Raw genomic sequence first — 20,611 nt, forward strand, 5'->3', positions numbered from 1 at the left:
CTATCTCTGGTCTGCGGACGGCACGATGACCGCGCGTCCGGTGAGCTCGCCGGCCGCGAGCCTCCGGTAGGCCGCCACCGCGTCCTCCAGCGGGAACGTCGTGATCTCCGGGACGAGCATGCCGCGCGCGGCGAGGTCGAGGACCTCGGCCAGCTCGGGACGGCTGCCCCAGTACGTCGACTGCACCGACACCTCGTAGGCGGGTGAGCTGAACGAGACGGGAAGACCGCCGCCCCCGATGCCGACGATCGTCACGTCGCCCATCATCCGGGCGGCCGCCCCCGCGATGTCGAGGGTCGGCTGTGCGCCGACGAAGTCGAAGACCGCGTCCGCGCCGCGCCCGTCGGGGGTGTACTTGCGGATCTCGGCGGCGGTGTCCGGGCCGGACAGCAGCGTGAGGTCCGCGCCCAGCGTCTCGGCGAGCTTCAGCGCCTCCTCGCGGGTGTCGACCGCGACGACCCGCGCCGAGGTCGTGGCCTTGAGGATCTGGACGGCCATGTGGCCGAGCCCGCCGACGCCGATGACGACGGCCGTCGCGGTGGGCGTCAGCTTCGGCCACGACCTGCGGATCGCGTGGTAAGGGGTGAGGCCCGCGTCGGTGAGCGGCGCGGCGACGACGGGGTCGAGTCCGTCGGGCAGCGGCAGGAGCAGGCGCTGTGCCGGGACGAGCAGGTAGTCGGCCATGCCGCCGTCGAGGCCGAGCCCGCCGCCGCCGACGGGCACCGGGGCCTCGGCCGGCTTCTCGCAGTAGGTCTCCATCCCGACCGCGCAGCGCTCGCAGTGGCCGCACCCCCACGGCCCGTAGACCGCGACGGGCTGACCGACCTCAAGGCCCCGGACGCCGGAGCCCAGCGCGTGGACCCACCCGGCGTTCTCGTGGCCGAGGGTGAACGGCGGCCCCCACGGCAGCGCGCCCGGCTCGAAGTCGTGCATCAGGTGCAGGTCGGAGTGGCATGCCCCGGCCCCGCCGATCCGCACCACGACATGGCCGGGGCCGGGCTCCGGCTCCGGCACGTCGACGAGTTCAGGTTCGCTCTTCCAGGCCGTCAGCTTCAGTGCGCGCATGCTCCGCCCCCGTGTTCGCCGCCTTGCGTCTTCTCCCGTGGCATACCCGTGTTTGACGGATATCTCCTCTCACATCGCGTGATGCGCCTCAAGGGCCGTGTCGCGGTGCTCGGCCGCGTCGATCAGCCTGATCCGGGTCGCCTGGAGCCTGCCGAGGATCACCTGGGTGAACCTCGCGTTCAGCTCCGCGCCGAGGCTCGGGTTGGCCGCCGCGTGCGTCCGCACGAGCGCCGCGTCGAACTCGAGGGCGGTCACCGGCATCGTCGCCGTCGCGCCGAACCGCCAGGTCCGGGGCGGGAACAGCCACGACCAGCCGAGGATCGAGCCGCGTCCGAAGAAGTCCACGGGTATGTGGCCCCTACCCGGCGTGAGGAGGTCCAACCTGACCTGTCCGGACAGCAGCGCCCAGAACCTGTCGGCCGACGCGCCCTCCCGGAAGATCCGGTGGCCCTCGGGGAAGACGACGGGGGTCGCGGTCGTGGCGAGCACACTGAGGTGGCCGCCCTGCATCCCCCGGAAGAACTCGTGTCCCGCAAGCAGTTTCGCATCCACGCCCATGACCGGCCTCCCGGTTGTCTCGTCCTGCTTCCAGCCCACCACCGCGGGCCCCCGGCCGTCAGGGGCGCACGTCCCCGGCCGTGAGGACCGTTCCGGAGGCCGCAGGGACCTTCGTCCCTGGCTCGGACCGATCTCCCGGAGGACGCTGTGGGGGTGGATCGGAGCCGAGGAGGCGGGCCCGTGGCGGGGCGGTACCTGGTGCGCAGCACGTCGCCGCGGCGTTACCGGATCGTGGACCGGTACGCCGCCGCGCCCGGCGAGCTGACGCTGGTGCTCGCCCCCGAGGGGGCCGACGGCGCCGAAGGGGATGACGGGACGGCCGCGCGCGCGTCCGTCCCGTCTGCCGCCGGCCGTTTCTGGGTGCTGCACACCGCCTCGGGCCAGCGGCTGCCCGCCGCCGACGTCTCCACCCCGCGCCTGCACGCCGACGGGAGCACCGCGGAGAGCTGCCTGGTCGAAGTGCGGGCGCTGCGGCTGCCGTGCGGCCCGCGCACGTGCGCGATCGGGGACGTCGTGGGGCTGTCGGGGCCGCGCGGGAGCGGCTGGGACCTCGACGCCGCCGCGGGCCTGGCCGTCCTGGTCGTGGGCTGGGAGCGCGGGCTCGGGCTGCTGCGGCCCGTCGTGGAACGGGTCCTCGCCGACTCCGCGCGGTACCGGGAGCTCCGGGTGTGGGCGGCGGGGGCGGTGTGGTCGGCTTCCGGGGGGCCGGTGGCCGTCGCGTCGGGGCGCGTCGCGCCCGGCGGGCCGGACGCGCCGACGCTGGGGTTCGACCCTGACGGGACAGTCGCGATGCTCGCCGGGCCGCTCGAGGAGACCGCGCGGACCGCCGCCGAGCTGCACGCCCAGGGCATGCCCGCCGAGCGCATCCAGATCGCCGCGCACGAGCTGCTGCGGTGCGGCACGGGCAGGTGCGGCGGCTGCCGGGTCGAGGCCGTCTCCGGGGCCGTCAGGGTCTGCGCCGACGGGCCGGTGCTGCGCTACGACCAGACGCCGCTCAGCGTCCGTTGCCCTCGGCCGACAGCAACACCATGATCATGAACGCGAGGAGGCTGGCGAACACCAGCAGCTGGAGGCCGACGATCCGCGCGTCCGGCGACAGGCCCGTCCAGGGGCGGCCCGCCGCGACGACGACGAACAGGGCGGCGACGCCGCCGATCACGCAGGCCGCCAGCGAACCGCGCTGCCGTTTGCGCCAGATCGTCAGGTCACCGGCCGCGAACGCGCCGCGCGCGCCCGCCCACAGCAGCAGCAGCCCGGTCAGGAACCCCGCCGACAGCAGCAGCGGGAAGACCACGAGGGCGCTCGCGTCCGCGATGTCGCCGTTCTCGGACTGCTCGAGCGGATAGCCGAGCAACACGGACACACAGAGGCCGAGGACGAACGCGCCCGCCCCCAGCACCAACGCGCTCGTGCCCGCCCGCACCCACGTCACTCCGTGTCTGCCCCCTCGGGCGGCGGACTCGGCACCGCGGCCGGACCCGGCCGTTCAGGGACGGTCGGGCCTTCCAGCAGCGCGAGAACCTGGTCGATGCGCTCGTCGGTCAGGTCGGGCAGCGCGCCGTGCCCGGAGAGATAACCATCCCGCATGGACGTCAGTATGTGCGGCCCGACCTGCGCCGACGCCACCGCGACACCACACCGGACCTGCGTTTTTACTGGAATATGACGACCCCTGGAGACGGCGACGGCCCGGCGCGGGGGCGCCGGGCCGTGCTCGAGGGGCCTCGAGGGGTCTCGAGGGATTGGGTCAGACCTGGGCCTGGCCGAGGATGAGGCGCTTCAGGTACTGCGGCGCGATCAGCGTGCAGTAGTGCTGGCCCCGGAAGTTCTCCGGGAAGATCGCCCACGCCCACGGCACGTTGAGGTTGCGCGAGGGGAGGTTGAGCTTGCCGTCCCAGCCGAGGAAGGCCACGGGGAAGTCCCACAGCCAGTCCGCGCCGGTGAAGGCGGGCCAGTCGAACCCGATGACCACCTTGTTGCGCGGGTAGACCAGGCTCGCCCGCTCCTGGTCGGTGAGCGAGGCGAAGACCTGCTCGACGGTGCCCGCGTTGATGACCTTGCAGTCCTGTTCCACGCCCGCGGTGCCCGCCCCGTACACCGTCTTGATGTGGTCCGAGGTCTTGGTCTTGCAGCGGACCTGCTTCGGCTGCGTCTTGGCCGCGTCCTCGTACGTGATGTACGAGCCGATGGTCAAGGGCTGCGCCTGCGGCTTCGACTCCTTGAATGCCTCGAAGTCGGCGTAGTCCACGTTGGTGATGCTGCCGCCCGCGGCGGTGAAGGCCCCCTCGTTCAACTGCGAGGTCTGCTTCTGGGCGCGGATGCACAGATCGTCCACCCACCCCGCCGCCGCCGCGGGAGCGGGGACCGAGACGAGGGCGGACCCCGCCAGTCCCAGGGCGAGGAGTACCCGCCCCGTGCGCTGTCGCATAGACAACTCCCTATCGGGAAACAATGTTTCGGCAGAGGATACAGTTCTCCACACGAACCGGGAATGGGACGGGAGAGGCGTAATGGACTTGGAACAGGATTATGCGGCGGCCGGGTTCGGGGGGAGCCTCCCGTTCGGGAAGCGGCCCGCGGTACTGGTGGTGGACATGGTACGGGCGTACACCGTGCCCGAATCGCCGCTTTACGCCGGGGTGGAGAAGGCCGTCGAGGCGGGGGCCGGGCTCGTCGCGGCGGGCAGGGAGGCGGGCGTGCCCGTCGTGTTCACCAAGGTCGAGTACCTGCCCGGCGGTACCGACGGGGGTCTGTTCTTCCGCAAGGTGCCCGCGCTCGGGGCGTTCGTGAAGGGCGGCGAGTACGGGGCGTTCGTCCCCGAGCTCGTGCCGGAGGAGGGCGACGTCGTCGTCACCAAGCAGTACGCGAGCGCGTTCTTCGGCACGAGCCTCGCCGCGACCCTCACCGCGCTCGGGGTTGACTCGCTGCTGATCTGCGGGCTGTCGACCAGCGGGTGCGTGCGCGCGACCGGCGTCGACGCGCTCCAGCACGGCTTCGCGCCCTACGTCGTCGCCGACGCCTGCGGCGACCGCGACCCCCGCCCCCACGAGGCGGCGCTGTTCGACCTCAAGCACAAGTACGCCGAGGTCGTCTCCCTCGCCGAAGCGATCGACCTGCTCCGCGCCCTCCCCAAGGGCTGACCCCTGCGCGCTCCGGGCCTGCGAGCAGGCCCGGAGGTAAGGGTCAGGGGAGGTCTTCGAGGGTGCGGAGGATCGGGGTGAGGGAGGGGAGGGTGTGGAGGGTCTCCAGGAGGGCGGCGGCACGGCCGAGTGACGCCTTGGCGCGGATGAGGGCGTCGAGGCCGGGGTCGTCGGGGCCGCCGGACGGACGGGGCACGAAGCCCTCGTGGCGGGTGCCGTCGGCAAGGCGCAGGGTCACCCGGGCGGGCTGCTCACCGGCCGGACGGGCGTGGTCGCCGGGGCCCGGCTTGGCGGTGACCCGGGCGGCGAGCGCGCGGATGTCCGGCCTGCGGACGTCGGCGTCGCGGGTGGGGTCGGCCTTGCCGTCGACGAGGATCGCCGCGACGTTCCATGCCAGGTCGAACCGCGCCTCGTGCGGGGTGCGCGGCGGACGGCCGGTCACGAACGGGAGCGCGTCGGGGTGCAGCTCGACCTCGACCTCCTCGATCGGGACCCGCCGCAGCCCGCGCCGCACCAGGGCGGCGGCGTCGAGGGCCGCGTGGACCATCCGGCACGCCGCGTACGGCTTCACCGCGACCCGCTCGATCTCCCACACCTCGCCGAGGCCCGCGACGACCTGTGACGGGTCGGGGACCTCGCCGAGCAGGGACCGGTACAGGCCGAAGTCGCCGTCCAGGACGTCGCGCGGACCCGTCAGGCCCGCCTCGGCGAGCCGCGCCGCGACGATCCCCGACTGCGCGGCGAACCCCGCGTGTGCCTGCTCGACGGTCCCGCCGCGCACGCACTCCAGCAGGCCGCCGGCCTGGCTTCCCGCGATGCCGAGCGCGTGCCGGGTCGTGTCGGCGTCCAGCGCGTACAGGCGCGCGGCGGTGAGCGCCGCGCCGAACACCCCGCAGACGGGCGTCGCGTGCAGGCCGCGCCGGTGGAAGCCGCGCGGCACCGCGAGCGCGAGGCGGCACATCAGCTCCATGCCTGCGCCCGCCGCCGCGACGATCTCCGCCCCGGACGCCGACACCTCCTCCCCCACCGCGAACGCCACCGGCAGCACGACCGCCGCCGGATGCACCAGCGCCTCGCCGTGCACGGGGTCGCGGCCGAGCGCGTGCACCAGGACCCCGTTGGCGAACGCCGCTGCGGGCGCGGAGACCCGCGTGGGGCCGGGCAGGACCGTCGCCTCGGGCGGGCCGCCGAGCGCCCGCGCGACGGTCAGCGCGGGCTGTCCCTCGCCCGCCCGCGCGGCGGCGACCGCGCAGCCGAGCCCGTCCACGAGCAGCCGGGTGACGGCCTTGGGCGGCGGCTCGGGCGTCCATTCCGCGAACGCCCGGGAGATCATGCCGACCCCCGCCGCGCGGTGCCGATCCGATCCGATCTCACAGCGCCCCCTCACACCTTGACGGGGCCGCCTCGCGGCGACCATGCTTGCACACCAGGAATGAAACACTGTTTCTCGATACGAAACAACCGACTCGGGGAACACGGGACCGGAAACACATGAGGGAGGACCGGGTGGAGCTGTCCATCGCCGGCGGCATCAGGGAGTTCGGGGCGAGCGCCGCGCACTCCACGGCCGTCATCGACGGAGACCGGAGGCTCACCTTCGGCGAGGTGCACGACAGGTCGAGCCGCCTCGGCCAGGACCTCCTCGCCGCCGGACTCGACCCCGGCGACCGCGTCGCCGTCCTGCTCGGCAACCGCGCCGAGTGGCCGGAGATCGCGGCAGGGCTCGCCAAGGCCGGACTCGTCATGGTCCCGCTCGGCACCCGCTCCACCGCCGCCGAGAACGCCTACATCCTCGACCACGCCGACGTACGCGCCCTCATCGCCGACGCGGCGCTGCTCGGCAACATCGCCACGCCGCCGCCCGTCGTCCGGCTCATCGACGGCGGGTACGAGGACGCGCTGGCCAAGGCGTCGGCGGAGGACCCCCGGGTTCCGGTGAGCGAGCGCGACCCGTTCACCATCGTCTACACCTCAGGGACCACCGGGCGGCCCAAGGGCGTCCTCATCAGCCACCGGTCGCGCTCGCTCACCTTCTACTGCTCGGCGCTCGAATGGGGGCTCGGGCCCGGCAGGACGAGCCTCGCGGTCGCGCCGATGTACCACGGGGCAGGGTTCGCGTTCGGGTACACGCCGGTGTTCGCGGGCGGGACCGTCGCGATGCTGCGGTCGTTCGACGCGCCGGGGCTGCTGGCGGCGCTCGCGGAGAGCCGGGCACAGAGCGTCTTCCTCGTGCCTACCCACGCGCACCAGCTGCGGGCGTCGGGACTCGTCGGCGAGTACGACCTTTCGGCGCTCGACACGATCTTCTTCAACGCCGCCGCGCTGCCGACCGCGCTCAAGGACTGGGTTCTCGAGGCGTTCCCCGGGGTCGGCGTCCACGAGCTGTACGGGTCGACGGAGGGCGGGATCGTCACGGACTGCCGGCCCGCCTACGCGCGGACGAAGCCGGGATCGGTCGGGCCCGCGTGGTTCATGACCGAGATCAAGCTCCTCGATGACGCCGACGCCGAGGTCGGACCCGGCGAACCGGGCGAACTCTGCTCACGCTCGCCCTTCCTGATGAACGGGTACCTCAAGGACGAAGCGGCCACCGCCGCCGCGCTCACGTCCGACGGGTTCTACCGCTCCGGCGACATCGCCGTCCGCGACGCCGACGGGTTCGTCACCATCGTCGACCGCAAGAAGGACATGATCATCTCCGGGGGCGTCAACATCGCGCCCCGGGAGGTCGAGGAGGTCGTCAACGGCTTCCCCGGCGTCGCCGAGACCGCCGTCGTCGGACTGCCCGACGACCGGTGGGGCGAGAGCGTCACCGCCTTCGTCGTCGCGCTGCCCGGCGCGTCACCCGACCCCGACGCGATCGTCGCGCACTGCCGGACCGTGCTGTCCGGGCCCAAGGTGCCGCGCCGCGTCGAGTTCCTCCCCGTCCTGCCGCGCAACGCGGCCGGCAAGATCCTCAAGCGCGAGCTGCGAAAGGACTGAAACCGAATCATGCGGCCTCATGTCGAACTGATCCAGGAGAACGACTACGTCTGGCACGGCGCCGAGCTCCCCGGCGGCGAAGGCCGGGCCAGCGAGCGCCGGCTCTCGGTGGACGAGGAGGACGGCTCGTGCTCCCTGCGCGTCGACTTTCACACCCGGTGGGGACGCGGCCCCGGCGTCCATCACGCGAACACCGAGTTCTACGTCCTCGACGGGACCATGACCTACGGCGGACGCGAGTACGGCAAGGGCGCGTACTTGTACGTCCCCAAGGGCGTCCCGGCGGATGCGCTCGTGTTCTCCGAGGGAAGCAAGGTGCTTCACTACCGCGAGTACGGCGACGCCGGCTATGACGAGGGCGCACGCCGGTGGGACGACGCGCGTGAGGAAGTCATCGTCCTCGACACCGAGGCCATGCAGTGGGACGCGGTGCCCAACGCCGGGCCCATGCCGGGACTGTTCATCAAGTACCTGCATGTCGACCCCGTCACCGGGTTCTACACGCGGCTCGTACACGCGCAGGAGGGGTGGACCGACCACAGGCTCGCCCACCACCCGTGCTACGAGGAGGCGTACACCACGCAGGGGCACATGGAGTACAACTTCGGCACCCTCGACCTCGGCACCTACTTCTTCCGTCCCGCGCGCGTGAAGCACGGCCACTTCACCACCCAGGAGGGCGGCGCGACATGGCTGCTGCGCTCCGACGGCGAACTCATGAACTGGTACACGCAGAACGAGTGGCTGCGCTGGGGCGGCGAGGCCGTCAACTACGGACCTAATGGCGGGCGTATGGCGTGGTCGATGTCGTCGCACGACCTCGGCCCGTCGGCCCGCACCGAGAAGGACTTCGAGGAGCTGCGCGCGTCCGTCGCCTACCAGGCGTCGGTCGGCGAGATCGACGCGCCGTTCTTCCCGCACGGCACGGGCCCGGACAAGTCGCTCATCGCGATCGCCAAGGCCCTCGACGCCGCGGCCCTCCAGGGCGGCCACGACGGGCACGGCCACTCGCACTCGCACGACCACGACCACGACCACGCGCACGACCACTCGCATGACCACGAGGTGCCGGCCGTCGACTTCGGTCCCGACCCCGGCACCCTCGAGCACGCCGACGAGCGCACCGACCACCTCAGCCACAACTGGGGCGCGGGCCGCGCCTGGAAGCAGGGCGACCCCATCCCCGCCCCCATCCTGTCGACGCTCCCGGTCCGCTCCCGCTCCACCGGCCGCTGGGACGGCGAAGGCATGTAACCCCCAAAGACAAGGCCCCGAGGCGCCCGCTCGGGGCCTTCCCCTTTTCTCCCCTGCCCGACGCCCCCGCCCCATACCCTGGCTCGATGCGTCCTCTTCGCTTCTCCATCAACATCACCCTCGACGGCTGCTGCGACCACCGCGCGGTCGTCCCGGACGAGGCACTGCACCTCCACCACGCCAGGAACCTCGAACAGGCCGACGCCCTCCTGTTCGGCCGCGTCACCTACCAGATGATGGAAGAGGCATGGCGCCTCCCCGCCCCCGAGGGCGCGATGCCCGCCTGGACCGAACCCTTCGCCCGCACCATCGACGCGGCGAAGAAGTACGTCGTCTCCACCACCCTCACCTCGGTCGACTGGAACGCCGAACTCATCCGCGACGACCTCGCAGAAACCGTCACCGCCCTCAAACACCAACCCGGCAACGGCATCTTCGTCGGCGGCCTCACCCTCGCCAGAACCCTCACCGACCTCCGCCTCATCGACGAATACGAATTCGTCGTCCACCCCCGCCTCACCGGCCACGGCCCCACCCTCTTCCCCGGCCTAACTAACCCCGTAGACCTAAAGCCCACCGCCCGCCTCGACCTCCCCTCCGGCGCCATCGCCCTCCGCTACGAACTCGCCAAGTGAGCGCCGCCTCGGCCGCGGGCGCCTGAGGCAGGACCCCGGCTTGGGCGGCGGGGTCCTGCCTGGTCAGCGGTGACGGCCTCGCCGTCCGTCGAGCGTCATGTGGCAGAGGGCCGCGGCGAGCGGGGTCGCCACGGCGGCAAGGAGCAGCGCGCCCGCCAGTCCGAGGGTCACAGGGCGCGCTCCCGGTCTTCCTGCTCGCGCAGCCGGTCGATGAGGGCGTCGAGGTCGTCCTCGATGAGCGTCGTGTGCAGGTCGGCGTCGAGCTCGGCGTCGCTCAGCCTCCTGCGCCGCGTCGCCCCGACCAGCCCTCCCCCGCCCGACCGCCACAGCCGCCACTCCGGGTGCCTCTCCGCGGCCTGCTCCAAGCTCATGCGTCTCTCCGTTTCTCCCCCGATGTGGACTTTCCGTGCCCACAGCGTCACGGAAGCGGTCTAGGCTTGGGCGCGAATCCGGCGCAGTGCGCCGGACACGCCGTCGTCCGGATCTGTACGGAGGTGTACGGAGCTTTGAGCGCGAGCCGCATGACGCCCCGCTCGTTCCTCGCCCGCGAACTCCAGCGCGCCCGCGAAGCCAAGAGCCTCACCCCCGAGGCGCTGGCCAGGACCCTGTTCGTCTCAGAAAGCCTCATCCGCTCCTGGGAGAAGGGCCGCCGCCTCCCCAGACCCGACACCCTCACCCACGCAGAAAGGGTCCTCGGCACCGGCGGCATCCTCACCCGCCTGCTCGCCGACCTTGTCGACGCCGCCGTCCCCATTGAATGGTTCGGCCCCTGGAAAGAGATCGAGCAGCACACTTCCGCCTTCTGGTCCTTCGAGCCGCTGATCATCCCCGGCCACCTTCAAACGCCCGACTACGCGCGCGCGGTGCTGAAGAGCGGCAACCACGCCGCCGACCTCGACGAGATGGTCGACGACAGGATGAAACGGCAGCTCCCGCTTGCCGACGAGGACGGGCCGATGCTCGTCTGCCTGATCGCCGAATGCGCACTCCGGCACATGGTCGGAGATCCCGCGGTGATGCACGCGCAGTGCGTCCGCCTCGCGGAACACACGGCACGCGAGAACGTCATCGTCCATCTGGTCCCGGAGACGGCGGCGGTGTGCGCCGAATTCGTCAGCGGCTTCATGCTCGCCGATTCCCGCATGGGACAGTTCGCTTACGTGGACAATCAACTCACCGGCGACGTTATCGACCGCCCCGAGGATATCGCCCGGCTCCGCCGCACATTTGATATTATCCGCGCAGACGCCCTGTCAAGGGAAGAATCAGCCGCGCAGATCGCAAGGACGGTACAAAAGTGGAAAGCCCGCTCTGGCGCAGATCTTCCTACACAGGCTCAAACGGCGGCAACTGCGTAGAACTCGCCCGAGCCCCCCGCACCGTCCTGGCCCGCGACAGCAAACACCCCCACCGCGGCCACCTCACCCTCACCCCCCACACCAGCCGCTCCCTCCTCACCGCCATCAAATCCAACACCCTGAACCCCTAACCCCCGGGCCTTCACCCCACCGACAAGCGCAAGCCGTCGGGTTCTACCTCGCCCGCCTGGCGTTGCGGGATGAGGCGCGCGGCGACTGTGCCGCGTGCTAGGACAAGGCCATGACCATTGAGCAGGACACGCACGCGGCCATCGCGGAGCTGACACGTCAGGTCGCCGCGCTCCGTGACGAGCTCGCCGAGGCCATCGCCGTGACCAGACCACGCCACCGGGCGATGCCGCACCGGCTCACCGCCGAAACCGTCCGGAACACCGTGTTCGTCACCACCCGCATGAAACCCGGCTACCACGCACCCGACGTCGACGACTTCCTCGACCGCGTCGAAGCGGAGATCACCCAACTCACCCACGAACGCGACACCGCCCGCACCGAACTCGAACAGCTGCGGGAAACCACCCTCCGACCCTGACCCCGCACGCCGGTCCCGCCCAGCCCTCCCCTGACGAGCCCGGCGCGTTCGCACCCTTGTGTGGATCGAGTGCAAACCGAACGGGCAATGGGGGTTTCTGCCGGACGCCGAGGACATCGCGTTCGCGGCATTGCTTCAGGAAGGGTGATGGGCACGGCGGGTTCGGTGGAGGAGAGGGCGGTGGGGGTTGGTTGAGGAGTTGGCGAGGGGTGGCGTGTTGGAGGGTGAGGGGTGGCGGCGAGCTGTGGGGGAGGTTGCTCGGCATCGGTTTGTGCCTGGGTTCTTTGAGGTGGTGGGGGATGACGCGGAGACGGGGTTGGCGGTGTGGGAGGCCGTCAGTGAAGAGACCGATGTTGAGCGGTGGCTTCGCGGGTGTTATCGGGATGCGACGCTGGTGACGCAGTTCGACGGGGTGGAGGAGGACTGGGGGCGGGCAGGGAGACGGGTCGGGGGCGGGCCGTCGTCGTCTTCTACGTTGCCGTCGCTTGTGGTGCGGATGTGGGTGGATGCCGACCTTGAGGAAGGGCACTCGGTGCTGGAGGTCGGGACGGGGACGGGGTACTCGACGGCGCTCGCGTGCGCGTGGCTGGGGGACGCGGGGAGCGTCATGTCCGTTGATGTGGATCCGAGGCGGGTGCGGCAGGCGGGGGAAGCGCTGTACGGGGGCGGCTATCGGGCGGGGCTTGCGCACGCCGATGGGCTGTATGGGTATCTGCCTTGTGCGCCTTATGACCGGATCGTTGCTGCCTGTTCGGTGCGGGCCGTACCGGAGGCGTGGATCGCGCAGACGCGGGAGGGCGGGAAGATCCTGACCACGTTGGGCGGCTGGCTCTACGGGTTTGCGCGGGTGCTGCTCACCGTTGGGGCGGACGGGACCGCCGAGGGGCCGCTCCTGCCGGGGACCGTGTCGTTCATGTTGGCGCGGCCGCATCTGCCGCCCTCGGCGAGGAATCCGCATGACTGGGCGGAGCTGCTCGATGGGCCGGGGCGCGTCGCGCGGTACGGGGTGGAGTCGATCACCGCGACGGACGCGGAGACGTTCCACAGCACGTTCCTTGCTCAGCTCGCCGCGCCGACGGCGGTTCGGGCGGCGGCCGGGGACGGGGTTTGGCTCATCGATCCCGTCGCCGGAGCGGTTGCGTGTCTGACACCGGGTGAGAGCGGGTGGATTGTCCGGGAGGGTGGGAACGGGCGGATCTGGGAGAGGGTGGAGCGGGTGCTCGGCGCGTGGGGCGCGGTGGGGTGGCCGGGGGCTGGGAGGTTCAGGGTGCGGGTTCGGGGTGGGCTGCAGGAGGTGTTTCTGCCTGGGGGGTCTGGGCTTTCGTTCGGGCTGCTGTGAGGGGTGGGCGGCGGCCGGGGAGGAGGAGGGCGGGGAGCACCGTGAGGGCCAGGAGGGCCACGGCGAACCAGTAGGCGTGGCGGAAGTCGGAGGAGACGGCCGCGGAGGGTTGGCCGGCGGCGCGGGAGGCGAGCAGGACCGACATGAGGGCGGTGCCGGAGGCCGCGCCGACCTGGGTGAGGATGGTGAGGGTCGTGCTGCCGGAGGGGACGTCGGCGGCGGGCAGGGCGCGGGTCGCCGTGGTGTTGGCGGGCATCAGGACCATGCCCACGCCTGTGCCCATCACCATGAGGGCCGCGCACAGGCCGGGGTAGGGGGCGTCGGGGCCCAGCTGGACGGTGAACAGCGCGAGGCCCGCGGCGGCGGTGAGCGCGCCCGAGGAGATGAGCAGCCGGGGCGAGACGCGGTCGACAAGGCGTGTGGCGACCTGCATGGACACCCCGACGGCGAGGGCAAGGGGGATGCCGAGCAGTCCGGCCTGGGTGGCGGTCAGGCCGCGCACGCCCTGGAAGTACATGGGGGCGAGCAGCATCGAGCCGAAGTAGGCGCAGGGGAAGAGCGTCACCGTCGCGATGCCCGCCGCGTAGGCGCGGTCGCGGAACAGGCCGAGGCGCACGAGCGGGTACCTGGCCGTCAGTGCGCGGGCGACGAACAGCGCGACGAGCACCGCGCCCGACGCCGTCGGCACCAACGCGAGCGGCCTGACGAAGTCGCCGTCCGAGCCGCCCTCGGCGAGGCCGAACAGGAGCAGGGCGAGTCCTGGCGAGAGGGTGAGCAGGCCCGGCACGTCGAGGGGCGGCCGGTCGGCGCGGACGGCGTCGCGCGGCAGCAGCCGCAGCCCGAGCACGAGGGCGAGCGCGCCGACGGGCAGGTTCACCAGGAAGATCCACCGCCACGACGCCGCGTCGATGAGGAACCCGCCGAGCACGGGCCCGCTCGCCGGGCCGAGCAGCACCGGCAGCCCGAGCACCGCCATGACCCTGCCCATCCGCGCGCGGTCGGCCGCGCCGATGACCATCGCCATCCCGACGGGCATGAGCAGCCCGCCGCCCAGCCCCTGGACCACCCGCAGCGCGACGAGCGCGGGAATCGACGGCGCGAGCGCCGCGAGCCCCGACCCGACCGCGAACAGCACGATCGCGGTCAGGTAGACGCGCCGCGCCCCGAACCGCGCCATCGTCCACGAGGTCAGCGGCACCGCCGCCGACAGCGCGAGCGTGTACCCCGTCGCGACCCACTGGACGTCCTGGACCCGCGCGTCGAACGCCTCGGCCAGCGGGAACAGGGCGACGTTGACGATGGTCACGTCGAGCACCGCCATGACCGACCCGAGCACGACGACGGTCAGCAACCCCCCGATCCCGCGCTTCTCAGCCGCCCCTCCCCCACTGCCAACGGACATGGCCGAGCCCCCTCAGTTCGAGCGCGGACCACGGACGGCCCACCCCCGGCAAAGTACAATGATCATTGCAGAAACTGCAATACCTATTGCAGTTAGCCGCGCGCACCGGGGATGGGAGACTGCCGTGATGAGCACGCGAGACACGCGGACACCGCGCCGAGGCAGGCCGGCGAAGGTCGACGCGGTACTGCGCGCGGCCTGCGAGGTCTTCGGACGCGACGGCTACACCCGCGCGGGCATGGAGACGATCGCCGCCGAAGCCGGGGTGTCCACGCGCACCCTCTACAACCACTTCCCCGGCGGCAAGGCCGAGCTGTTCCGCACGGTGATGGCTTGGAGCTCGACCCACGTCCGCGACGCACAGCTCGCCCTGCTGCACCGTTACCTCGACCCCGAGCGCCCGCCCCGCCCGCAGGACCTCGAGCGCGACCTCGTCCTGCTCGCCCGATCCTGGACGAACCTGACCGCCGAGTTCCCCGCCCATTTCGCCATGGTCCGCCAGATCCACGCCGAGATCGGGCACATCCCCGACGACGTCCGCGAGGCATGGCAGGACACGGGCCCCCGCACGGTCACCCGCGAAACCGCCCGCGTCCTCTCAGCCCTCGCCGCCCTCGGCCTCCTCGACCTGCACGGCGACCCCGAACGCACCGCCCGCCACTTCGCCCTCCTCACCTCAGGCGAACTCGCCCAACTCACCTTCTGGGCTTACGCCCCCCTCCCCGACCCCGAAGCCGACGCCATCATCACCGCCGGCGTCCGCACCTTCCTCCGCGCCTACACCCCCGCCCCTCCCCGTCCGAACCCCGGGACAGCGAGCAGATGAACACCGAATCACCCACGCAAAACCGGGAACAAAACTCGTTCGGACATCGCCCCCGCCGAGCGGGCGGCCCGGGACGGAGCCCGGGTTCGCTCCGGCGACAGCGATTCAGGGCTCTGTTAGAGGGCCGCTTCGGTCTCTTCGATCAGCTCAGCAAGGCTGTCGAGTTGAGTCCACGCTGGTCCGAACGCCGCGAGGGTTTCCTGACCAGGAATGATCGCGGTGTTGAACCTCTTGACGTCCGCGTCCGGACCACCGGGGCCCGCGCGGGCACGTCGCGTGGTGGCGGATATTTAGGTGGGTCCGGTGGTCAGAGCCATGTCACGCGGGTCACGACGACGCGGTATTCGTCGATCTCTGAACGTCGTCGGTCTCTTTGACGTGGTGGATCACTGGGTGGTGGTGAGGCGGCGGAGGATCAGGGCTGTGGCGTCGGAGGAGGGGACGCGGGCGGGAGCGGAGAAGGCCCCGGGAGGGGTCCCGGGGCCTTTGGGTTGCTGGGTGGGGGAGTTGTTAGGTGTTGTCGGTGGGGCGGCGGCGGGGGAGGAGGAAGAGGAGGGCTGCGCCGGTGAGGACGAGGGCGGAGGCGGCGAGGGCGAAGGTGGGGATGCCGTCGGCGCTGCCGGTCTGGGGGAGGGTGCCGGGGTCGGCGTTTGTGCCGGTGCCGGTTCCCGTGCCTGTGCCGGTTCCCGTGCCCGTCCCGGTGCCGGTTCCGGTACCCGTTCCGGTGCCGGAGCCGCCGCCGAAGGTGAGGGGGACCTTGGTGATGATCTCGCTGGGGTTCATGAGGCTGGTGACGCCGATGATGCAGTTGCCGGCCTTGGCCGTGCAGTCGGTGCCGCCGACGGACTTGACAAGGGTGATCTTGTTGCCCTTGGACGGCGGCACCCACTTGCCGCTCGCGTCGGCCTTGCCGAGCAGCGAGCCGGACAGGTTGCAGTCGTTCGGGCCCTTCACCGCGGTAAGACACTGCCCGACGGCGACCGAGGCGAGGTTCGGTTCAAGGCCGGTGAGTGAGTTGATGGTGATGACCTCGCCGACGGACAGTCCCGTCGTCTTGCTCATGTTCAGCTGCGCCGCGGCGGCGGAGGCGCTCGGCGCGAAGAGGAGCACGGCCGCGCCGGTGAGCGCGGCGAGCTTGCTGATCTTCATTTGATCCTCCTGAGTGACTGGTTCCTGGCGGCGACGACGGTGACGGCCACGAGCGCGAGGAACGTGACCGCCCACAGGGGTACCGAGGGCCCGGCGACGCCGTCCGGGTCTGATGCGGCAGCGTCAGACGCGCCTGGCAGCGCCGCCTCGGTGGGGGTGAACGTCGCGCCCTCGAACATGAGGGGCACGTTCACGGTGTTGGCTTTGAGCACGCTGGAGGGGACCGCGTCGGGCAGCGGCGCGGCGCCGATGACGCACTGCTGCTTGAGGCAGTCGTACTCCTTGAACTGCGGGTGCAGCTCAAGGGTGACCTTGGGGAGGTTGCCCTTGTCGTCGGCGCTGACGAACTTGGCCCCGTGGTCGAGGTCGCAGTGGTTGAGGCCGTTGGTGTAGCCCTCGATGCAGGGTCCGACGGCGATCCCGGTGAGGCCGGGTTTGAAGCCGCTGCCCTCCACGGTGATGGTCTGGCCGTCGGTGAGCCCTTCGGTCGCGCTCACCGTCAGCTTGGCGGGCTCGGCCGCCAAGACGGGTCCGGGCAGCGCCAGCGCGGCCACGAGCGCGAGGAGCGGGATGCTTCTCATGATCGTCCTTGGTCCAGGCTCTCGGTGAGCTCTTCTTCGGTCGGCGCGACGAGTTCGGCGTCGACGCGGCCCTTCTTGAGCAGGTGGGTGCGCGCGCCGAGCGCGGCGGCGAGCGGCGCGGGCGGTTCGGCGAGCACGACGACCGCGCCCTTGGCCGCGAGGCCCGAGAAGACGGGCTTGAGCGACGGTTCGCAGTACTGGGCGTCGACGAGGACCACGCGCGGCTCACGCAGGAGCGCTTCGGCGAGCCCGAGCAGCAGCCCGGCCATCGCGTCGAGCCCTTCGACGGGTTCGTCGCGCCGCTCGGCCAGCGCCGGGAACACCTCGAGCACCTGACGGGCCCGCCACGGCTCGGTCACGTCCGCGAGCCGTTCCCCGACGGTCCGCGCGTCCCCGTTCGCGACGACCGGCGCGCGGTGCGCGAGCCCGAGGTCGACGCGCCGGGCGGCGGGCAGCCGCGTCAGGTCGGCCCCGTCGGACAGCAGCCGCCCTCCCCCGGCGGGGTTGGTCCCGGCGATGAGCCCGAGGAGCGCGCGCGACCCCTTGCCGTAGAACGCGAGCACGTCGCCGGGCCGGGCGGCGAGGCTGACGCCGTCAACAGCGCGGTCACGGTCGCTGAGCCGCCACAGCAGCAGCGGCGGCCCGTCCTGTTCGGCGGGCGGGGTGAGGCGCAGTTCGAGCAGGGCGAGCGCGAGGATCGGCAGGGCGCAGAGGGTGAGCGCGGTGCCCGATCCGGCGAACGACCGCAGCAGCGGGTCTGCCCCGTAGGCGAGCAGGCCGCCGAGCAGCGCGAACGACGCGGTGAGCGCCGCCCCCCGCCCTGCCGTCTGACGGTCGAGCCGCGCCAGCGCCGCGATCGACGCCCCGAACGTGACGGCGACGCCGACCCCGAGCAGCACGACATTGGGCCCGGTGGCGGTCAGGACGAGCCCGCCCGCCGCGAGGATCAGCAGCGAGGCGACGTCCCCGACCCACCGCCCGAACGGCCACGCGAGCGCGCACCCGACGGCGACGGCGGCGAGCAGCGCGAGGATCTGGTCGCTGCCGAACAGTTCGAACCGGAACATCCACAGCCGCAGCGCGGGCAGGATGACCGCGCCGAGCGCCCACCCGACGGCGGCGTAGGCGGGCAGCATCCGGCGCACGGGCCGCGAGTCCGAGGGCGCGGGCGGCGCGCCGGGCACGAACACCCCGGCGGCGAGCGCGAGCGCGCCCGCGACCCCGAGCCCGTTCAACGGGTCCATCGCGAAGACCGCCGCGACGACCACCGCAGCGCCCACGCCGACGAGCCCGGCGTGCCCGGCACGGCGGCCGGGAGCGCCACGCGTCAGCGCGAGCAGCGTCGGCGCGCAGGCCGCCACGACCATCGTGAACGAGGCGAAGACCGGAATCTCCGGAATGAGCGCCATCAGCAGCAGCGACGCCCCCGGCACCAGCGCGACGCCGTGCCGGAAGCCCGCCTTGTGCCTGGCCTTGAGCAGCAGCGGCGCGAGCGCCATGCCGAGCAGCAGCCCGGTCGCCGCCATGTAGCCGACGACCTGGCCGGGGATGCCGACCTCGGTGCCGAGCCCGTCGCCGAGCAGGACCAGCGAGGCGAGGCTGAGCGGGGCGACGGCCGCCGAGCCGACGAGCCGGGAGCGGCGTTCAGCGCGGCTCATCGGGGCCTCCTTCAGGGGTCGAGGGGTCGGACGGCAGCGGGAGCGGCGTGGTGTCGCCGTCGACCGCGAGGAACCTGTCGAGGGCCGCGGTGTCGAGCAGCGGCGGACCGTCGAGGTAGGTGAGCAGGGACGAGCGGTCGATCACGAGGGTGTCGCCGTCGCGCTGGGCGGCGGCGTCAAGGTGGGCGAGCAGCGCCGACCGCTGGAGGTGACGCGGGGCCGCCGGGGCTGAGGCCGGGGGCTGTGGTGCGGCGGCCCCGCGTGTCTTGGGGCGTCTGCGGCGGATCGCGGCGCGCACCCCGGCGAGCAGGGCGAGCAGCGCGAGGAGGTTCACGCCGAAGAGCAGATAGGGGTAGGTGGTGAACGCGACCTGGAACTCGGTCTGGCCCGCGAACCTGCCGCCGACGACGAAGTCGCCGTACGAGGCGGGCGGGAGCTCGACCGGCACCCGGAACGTCGCGGTCTCCCCCGGCGGGATCGTGCCGGTGGGCGGCGCGGTGATCGGCATGTCGGCGGTCGCGCCCTCGCCCCACCCGACGACGAGCGGGGCGTCCTTCACCGGGTCCGGCGCGTTGTTGCGCACGGTCAGCACGAGCGTCCGACGGGTCCGCCAGCCGAACAGCTCGCTCCACGACCCGCCGCCGCGCAGCTCGGCGTCCACGAGGTCGATCCGGACGGGCTGGGCGTCCTTCACCACCTCCGACGTCGGATGCCCGAGGACGGTGAACGGGACGTCCACGATCATCCGGTCGGCCTTGGCGGGCGTGGCCATCCGGATGACGCACGGGCAGTCGACGGGCGGCGCGCCGATGGTGAGGCCGCCCGCGACGACCCCGTCGGGGCCGACGGGCGCGGTGACCGCTCCGGCCGCGTCGCAGTCGACCGAGCCGTTGACCGCGAGCCGCCCGCACACCGCGATGTGCACCGACGTCCCTGCGGGCCAGCCCGCGCCGGTCACCTGGACGATCGTGCCCGGCGCGCCCTCGCCGGGTGCGGCGCTGCCGCCGGGTTCGGCCGAGGCCGGGGCGGCGAGGCAGGTCAGCAGCAGCGCGGCGCTCGCGGCGAGACCGGCGAGCGCGGCGAGCGGGCGGGGCAGGCGCGGCCCGGTCATGCTTTTCTCCGAGCGGTGAGGCGGCGGCGCAGCCGGACGAGCAGGAGGACTGCGAGCGCCAGGACGGAAACGGCGACGAGCGTCTGCCAGGGCAGTGTGGTGTAGCCGGTGCGGGCGACGGACTGGAGCCCGCCGCGCGTGGACAGCTCGGCGACGACGGTCACCTTGTCGGCGGGCGGCGCGCCCGCCCATGGCAGTTCGAGGTCGAGGCTCTGCCCGGGCAGCAGTTCGGGGAGGCCGCGCGCGGGGAAGTCGCGCAGCACCCTGCCGAACAGCCCGGTCGCCTTGACGTGGATCGACGGCGTCAGCCGCACGTTGCCGACGTTGGCGACCGTGTACTTGATGACCGTCCCCTTAGGGCCGCCCCACGGCAGTTCCGGCTCGGTGTTCTCCACCCGCAGCCCGTCGATCCGCACGCCGGGCACGAGGGTGCCGCTGACGCGCAGGTAGACGCGGGCCCCGACGGCGCGGCGCAGCCCGATCGTCGCGCCGCCCGCCTGCTCGGCCCGCTCGATCGCCTTGTTGGCGACGACGACGCCGCCGATGTGCTCGCCGGGCGTGGCGTTGTCGGGGATCGTGACGGTGAAGGGGACGTCGAGGGCGCGGCCAGCCGGGACGCTGATCTCGTCCTCGCCGACCTTGGTCCACAGGCCGACGCCCTTCTGGGCCTCCTCGGCGGTCCGCAGCGCGAACGCCCCGTCGCGCGGGGTGTTGTAACCGTCGGCCGGATACACCTGGAACGTCATCTTCTTGGCGGTGTGGTTCCAGACGCGGACCGTGTCGCGGATGACGTCGCCGGGACGTCCCTCGAGGGAGAAGTACAGCCGCGGCGTCAGCGTGCTGCTGGTCGTCGCGGGGCCGACGGCCCATGCGCCGTTGCCGGTCGGGCCCGGCGCGGCGAGGGCGGGAGCTCCCGGGAGCAGCGTGGCGCACAGACCGACGAGGACGGCGGCGATCACGCGGAGCATGGGTCACTCCCTTCTTGAGGTCCGGCCCCGCCGGG

Annotated in this window: 23 protein-coding genes; 10 read left to right on the forward strand and 13 right to left on the reverse strand. The window is 72.3% G+C overall.

Annotated elements, in window-relative coordinates; genetic code table 11:
• Together R9X44_RS31450 and R9X44_RS31455 are read right to left on the reverse strand one after the other, a co-directional pair.
• Positions 1-1,065 carry an NAD(P)-dependent alcohol dehydrogenase gene (locus tag R9X44_RS31450; RefSeq protein ID WP_319817981.1) on the reverse strand — a complete coding sequence of 355 codons (1,065 nt, stop codon included), beginning with the start codon at positions 1,063-1,065 and terminating at the stop codon, positions 1-3.
• A 69-nt stretch (positions 1,066-1,134) separates the two neighbouring features.
• Positions 1,135-1,623 (reverse strand): Crp/Fnr family transcriptional regulator, encoded by a 489-nt coding sequence (locus R9X44_RS31455; protein WP_319817982.1) that lies wholly within the window; start codon positions 1,621-1,623, stop codon positions 1,135-1,137.
• Between the two features lie 180 nt (positions 1,624-1,803).
• Here R9X44_RS31455 and R9X44_RS31460 point away from each other — a divergent pair, with 180 nt between their 5' ends.
• Complete coding sequence (locus R9X44_RS31460; RefSeq protein WP_319817983.1) at positions 1,804-2,655, forward strand: hypothetical protein; 852 nt, start codon at positions 1,804-1,806, stop codon at positions 2,653-2,655.
• Here R9X44_RS31460 and R9X44_RS31465 read toward each other — a convergent pair.
• From R9X44_RS31465 to R9X44_RS31475, 3 genes are all read right to left on the reverse strand, one after another.
• On the reverse strand, positions 2,618-3,055 hold the full coding sequence (locus tag R9X44_RS31465) for a hypothetical protein (RefSeq protein WP_319817984.1): 438 nt from the start codon (positions 3,053-3,055) through the stop codon (positions 2,618-2,620). The two genes, R9X44_RS31460 and R9X44_RS31465, sit on opposite strands and share 38 nt — an antisense overlap.
• On the reverse strand, positions 3,052-3,210 hold the full coding sequence (locus tag R9X44_RS31470; RefSeq protein WP_319817985.1) for a hypothetical protein: 159 nt from the start codon (positions 3,208-3,210) through the stop codon (positions 3,052-3,054). The genes R9X44_RS31465 and R9X44_RS31470 overlap by 4 nt, the downstream gene beginning before the upstream one ends.
• 160 nt (positions 3,211-3,370) lie before the next feature.
• Positions 3,371-4,051, reverse strand: coding sequence for a hypothetical protein (locus R9X44_RS31475; protein ID WP_319817986.1), 681 nt, complete (start codon positions 4,049-4,051; stop codon positions 3,371-3,373).
• Positions 4,052-4,133: 82 nt separating this feature from the next.
• On the opposite strand from R9X44_RS31475, the gene R9X44_RS31480 reads away from it, so the two are divergent.
• Positions 4,134-4,763 carry an isochorismatase family protein gene (locus tag R9X44_RS31480; protein WP_319817987.1) on the forward strand — a complete coding sequence of 210 codons (630 nt, stop codon included), beginning with the start codon at positions 4,134-4,136 and terminating at the stop codon, positions 4,761-4,763.
• Between the two features lie 43 nt (positions 4,764-4,806).
• Here the strand turns inward: R9X44_RS31480 and R9X44_RS31485 are convergent, their stop codons facing one another.
• Positions 4,807-6,096 carry an MmgE/PrpD family protein gene (locus tag R9X44_RS31485; RefSeq protein ID WP_319817988.1) on the reverse strand — a complete coding sequence of 430 codons (1,290 nt, stop codon included), beginning with the start codon at positions 6,094-6,096 and terminating at the stop codon, positions 4,807-4,809.
• A gap of 173 nt (positions 6,097-6,269) precedes the next feature.
• Here R9X44_RS31485 and R9X44_RS31490 point away from each other — a divergent pair, with 173 nt between their 5' ends.
• The 3 genes from R9X44_RS31490 to R9X44_RS31500 all read left to right on the forward strand — a co-directional run bounded on the left by R9X44_RS31490 (position 6,270) and on the right by R9X44_RS31500 (position 9,634).
• On the forward strand, positions 6,270-7,745 hold the full coding sequence (locus tag R9X44_RS31490) for a class I adenylate-forming enzyme family protein (protein ID WP_319817989.1): 1,476 nt from the start codon (positions 6,270-6,272) through the stop codon (positions 7,743-7,745).
• 9 nt (positions 7,746-7,754) lie between these two features.
• The gene (locus R9X44_RS31495) at positions 7,755-8,999 is read left to right on the forward strand and encodes a DUF4437 domain-containing protein (protein WP_319817990.1); all 1,245 of its coding nucleotides are present in this window, start codon (positions 7,755-7,757) and stop codon (positions 8,997-8,999) included.
• Between the two features lie 86 nt (positions 9,000-9,085).
• Entirely contained in the window at positions 9,086-9,634 is a 549-nt protein-coding gene (locus R9X44_RS31500; protein WP_319817991.1) for a dihydrofolate reductase family protein, read from the forward strand.
• A gap of 167 nt (positions 9,635-9,801) precedes the next feature.
• On the opposite strand, the gene R9X44_RS31505 is transcribed toward R9X44_RS31500, so the two are convergent.
• Positions 9,802-10,005, reverse strand: a complete 204-nt coding sequence (locus tag R9X44_RS31505; protein ID WP_319817992.1) for a hypothetical protein — start codon at positions 10,003-10,005, stop codon at positions 9,802-9,804.
• Between the two features lie 135 nt (positions 10,006-10,140).
• Between R9X44_RS31505 and R9X44_RS31510 the strand changes: the two genes are divergently transcribed.
• From R9X44_RS31510 to R9X44_RS31525, 4 genes are all read left to right on the forward strand, one after another.
• Entirely contained in the window at positions 10,141-10,992 is an 852-nt protein-coding gene (locus R9X44_RS31510; RefSeq protein ID WP_319817993.1) for a helix-turn-helix transcriptional regulator, read from the forward strand.
• A complete protein-coding gene (locus R9X44_RS31515; RefSeq protein ID WP_319817994.1) occupies positions 10,932-11,123 on the forward strand; it encodes a DUF397 domain-containing protein in 192 nt (63 codons plus the stop codon). The genes R9X44_RS31510 and R9X44_RS31515 overlap by 61 nt, the downstream gene beginning before the upstream one ends.
• A 110-nt stretch (positions 11,124-11,233) precedes the next feature.
• On the forward strand, positions 11,234-11,542 hold the full coding sequence (locus R9X44_RS31520) for a DivIVA domain-containing protein (RefSeq protein ID WP_319817995.1): 309 nt from the start codon (positions 11,234-11,236) through the stop codon (positions 11,540-11,542).
• A 187-nt stretch (positions 11,543-11,729) separates the two neighbouring features.
• Positions 11,730-12,881 (forward strand): SAM-dependent methyltransferase, encoded by a 1,152-nt coding sequence (locus R9X44_RS31525; protein ID WP_319817996.1) that lies wholly within the window; start codon positions 11,730-11,732, stop codon positions 12,879-12,881.
• Here the strand turns inward: R9X44_RS31525 and R9X44_RS31530 are convergent.
• Positions 12,805-14,283: a DHA2 family efflux MFS transporter permease subunit gene (locus tag R9X44_RS31530; RefSeq protein WP_319817997.1), complete on the reverse strand. Its 1,479-nt coding sequence runs from the start codon at positions 14,281-14,283 to the stop codon at positions 12,805-12,807. The two genes, R9X44_RS31525 and R9X44_RS31530, sit on opposite strands and share 77 nt — an antisense overlap.
• A 127-nt stretch (positions 14,284-14,410) precedes the next feature.
• Here R9X44_RS31530 and R9X44_RS31535 point away from each other — a divergent pair, with 127 nt between their 5' ends.
• Entirely contained in the window at positions 14,411-15,109 is a 699-nt protein-coding gene (locus R9X44_RS31535) for a TetR/AcrR family transcriptional regulator (RefSeq protein ID WP_319817998.1), read from the forward strand.
• A 510-nt stretch (positions 15,110-15,619) separates the two neighbouring features.
• Here the strand turns inward: R9X44_RS31535 and R9X44_RS31540 are convergent.
• From R9X44_RS31540 to R9X44_RS31560, 5 genes are read right to left on the reverse strand one after another with little or no spacing between them, the layout of a single operon-like run.
• Positions 15,620-16,258 (reverse strand): neocarzinostatin apoprotein domain-containing protein, encoded by a 639-nt coding sequence (locus tag R9X44_RS31540; protein WP_319817999.1) that lies wholly within the window; start codon positions 16,256-16,258, stop codon positions 15,620-15,622.
• Positions 16,255-16,839 (reverse strand): neocarzinostatin apoprotein domain-containing protein, encoded by a 585-nt coding sequence (locus tag R9X44_RS31545; RefSeq protein WP_319818000.1) that lies wholly within the window; start codon positions 16,837-16,839, stop codon positions 16,255-16,257. Before R9X44_RS31545 ends, R9X44_RS31540 begins: the two co-directional genes overlap by 4 nt.
• A complete protein-coding gene (locus R9X44_RS31550) occupies positions 16,836-18,497 on the reverse strand; it encodes a hypothetical protein (protein ID WP_319818001.1) in 1,662 nt (553 codons plus the stop codon). Before R9X44_RS31550 ends, R9X44_RS31545 begins: the two co-directional genes overlap by 4 nt.
• Complete coding sequence (locus tag R9X44_RS31555) at positions 18,484-19,608, reverse strand: hypothetical protein (RefSeq protein WP_319818002.1); 1,125 nt, start codon at positions 19,606-19,608, stop codon at positions 18,484-18,486. The genes R9X44_RS31550 and R9X44_RS31555 overlap by 14 nt, the downstream gene beginning before the upstream one ends.
• Positions 19,605-20,576, reverse strand: a complete 972-nt coding sequence (locus R9X44_RS31560; protein ID WP_319818003.1) for a WxL protein peptidoglycan domain-containing protein — start codon at positions 20,574-20,576, stop codon at positions 19,605-19,607. Before R9X44_RS31560 ends, R9X44_RS31555 begins: the two co-directional genes overlap by 4 nt.
• Positions 20,577-20,611 lie beyond the last annotated feature (35 nt).

This window comes from Actinocorallia sp. A-T 12471, assembly GCF_033875155.1.
In the GTDB taxonomy this organism is placed as follows: domain Bacteria; phylum Actinomycetota; class Actinomycetes; order Streptosporangiales; family Streptosporangiaceae; genus Actinocorallia.

Coding starts and splice junctions, on each gene's coding strand:
- R9X44_RS31520 (WP_319817995.1), top strand. CDS start 11,234: ATGACCATTGAGCAGGACACGCACGCGGCCATCGCGGAGCTGACACGT.
- R9X44_RS31470 (WP_319817985.1), bottom strand. CDS start 3,210: ATGCGGGATGGTTATCTCTCCGGGCACGGCGCGCTGCCCGACCTGACC.
- R9X44_RS31550 (WP_319818001.1), bottom strand. CDS start 18,497: ATGAGCCGCGCTGAACGCCGCTCCCGGCTCGTCGGCTCGGCGGCCGTC.
- R9X44_RS31475 (WP_319817986.1), bottom strand. CDS start 4,051: ATGCGACAGCGCACGGGGCGGGTACTCCTCGCCCTGGGACTGGCGGGG.
- R9X44_RS31505 (WP_319817992.1), bottom strand. CDS start 10,005: ATGAGCTTGGAGCAGGCCGCGGAGAGGCACCCGGAGTGGCGGCTGTGG.
- R9X44_RS31530 (WP_319817997.1), bottom strand. CDS start 14,283: ATGTCCGTTGGCAGTGGGGGAGGGGCGGCTGAGAAGCGCGGGATCGGG.
- R9X44_RS31450 (WP_319817981.1), bottom strand. CDS start 1,065: ATGCGCGCACTGAAGCTGACGGCCTGGAAGAGCGAACCTGAACTCGTC.
- R9X44_RS31455 (WP_319817982.1), bottom strand. CDS start 1,623: ATGGGCGTGGATGCGAAACTGCTTGCGGGACACGAGTTCTTCCGGGGG.
- R9X44_RS31500 (WP_319817991.1), top strand. CDS start 9,086: ATGCGTCCTCTTCGCTTCTCCATCAACATCACCCTCGACGGCTGCTGC.
- R9X44_RS31480 (WP_319817987.1), top strand. CDS start 4,134: ATGGACTTGGAACAGGATTATGCGGCGGCCGGGTTCGGGGGGAGCCTC.
- R9X44_RS31485 (WP_319817988.1), bottom strand. CDS start 6,096: ATGATCTCCCGGGCGTTCGCGGAATGGACGCCCGAGCCGCCGCCCAAG.
- R9X44_RS31555 (WP_319818002.1), bottom strand. CDS start 19,608: ATGACCGGGCCGCGCCTGCCCCGCCCGCTCGCCGCGCTCGCCGGTCTC.
- R9X44_RS31560 (WP_319818003.1), bottom strand. CDS start 20,576: ATGCTCCGCGTGATCGCCGCCGTCCTCGTCGGTCTGTGCGCCACGCTG.
- R9X44_RS31535 (WP_319817998.1), top strand. CDS start 14,411: ATGAGCACGCGAGACACGCGGACACCGCGCCGAGGCAGGCCGGCGAAG.
- R9X44_RS31495 (WP_319817990.1), top strand. CDS start 7,755: ATGCGGCCTCATGTCGAACTGATCCAGGAGAACGACTACGTCTGGCAC.
- R9X44_RS31540 (WP_319817999.1), bottom strand. CDS start 16,258: ATGAAGATCAGCAAGCTCGCCGCGCTCACCGGCGCGGCCGTGCTCCTC.
- R9X44_RS31545 (WP_319818000.1), bottom strand. CDS start 16,839: ATGAGAAGCATCCCGCTCCTCGCGCTCGTGGCCGCGCTGGCGCTGCCC.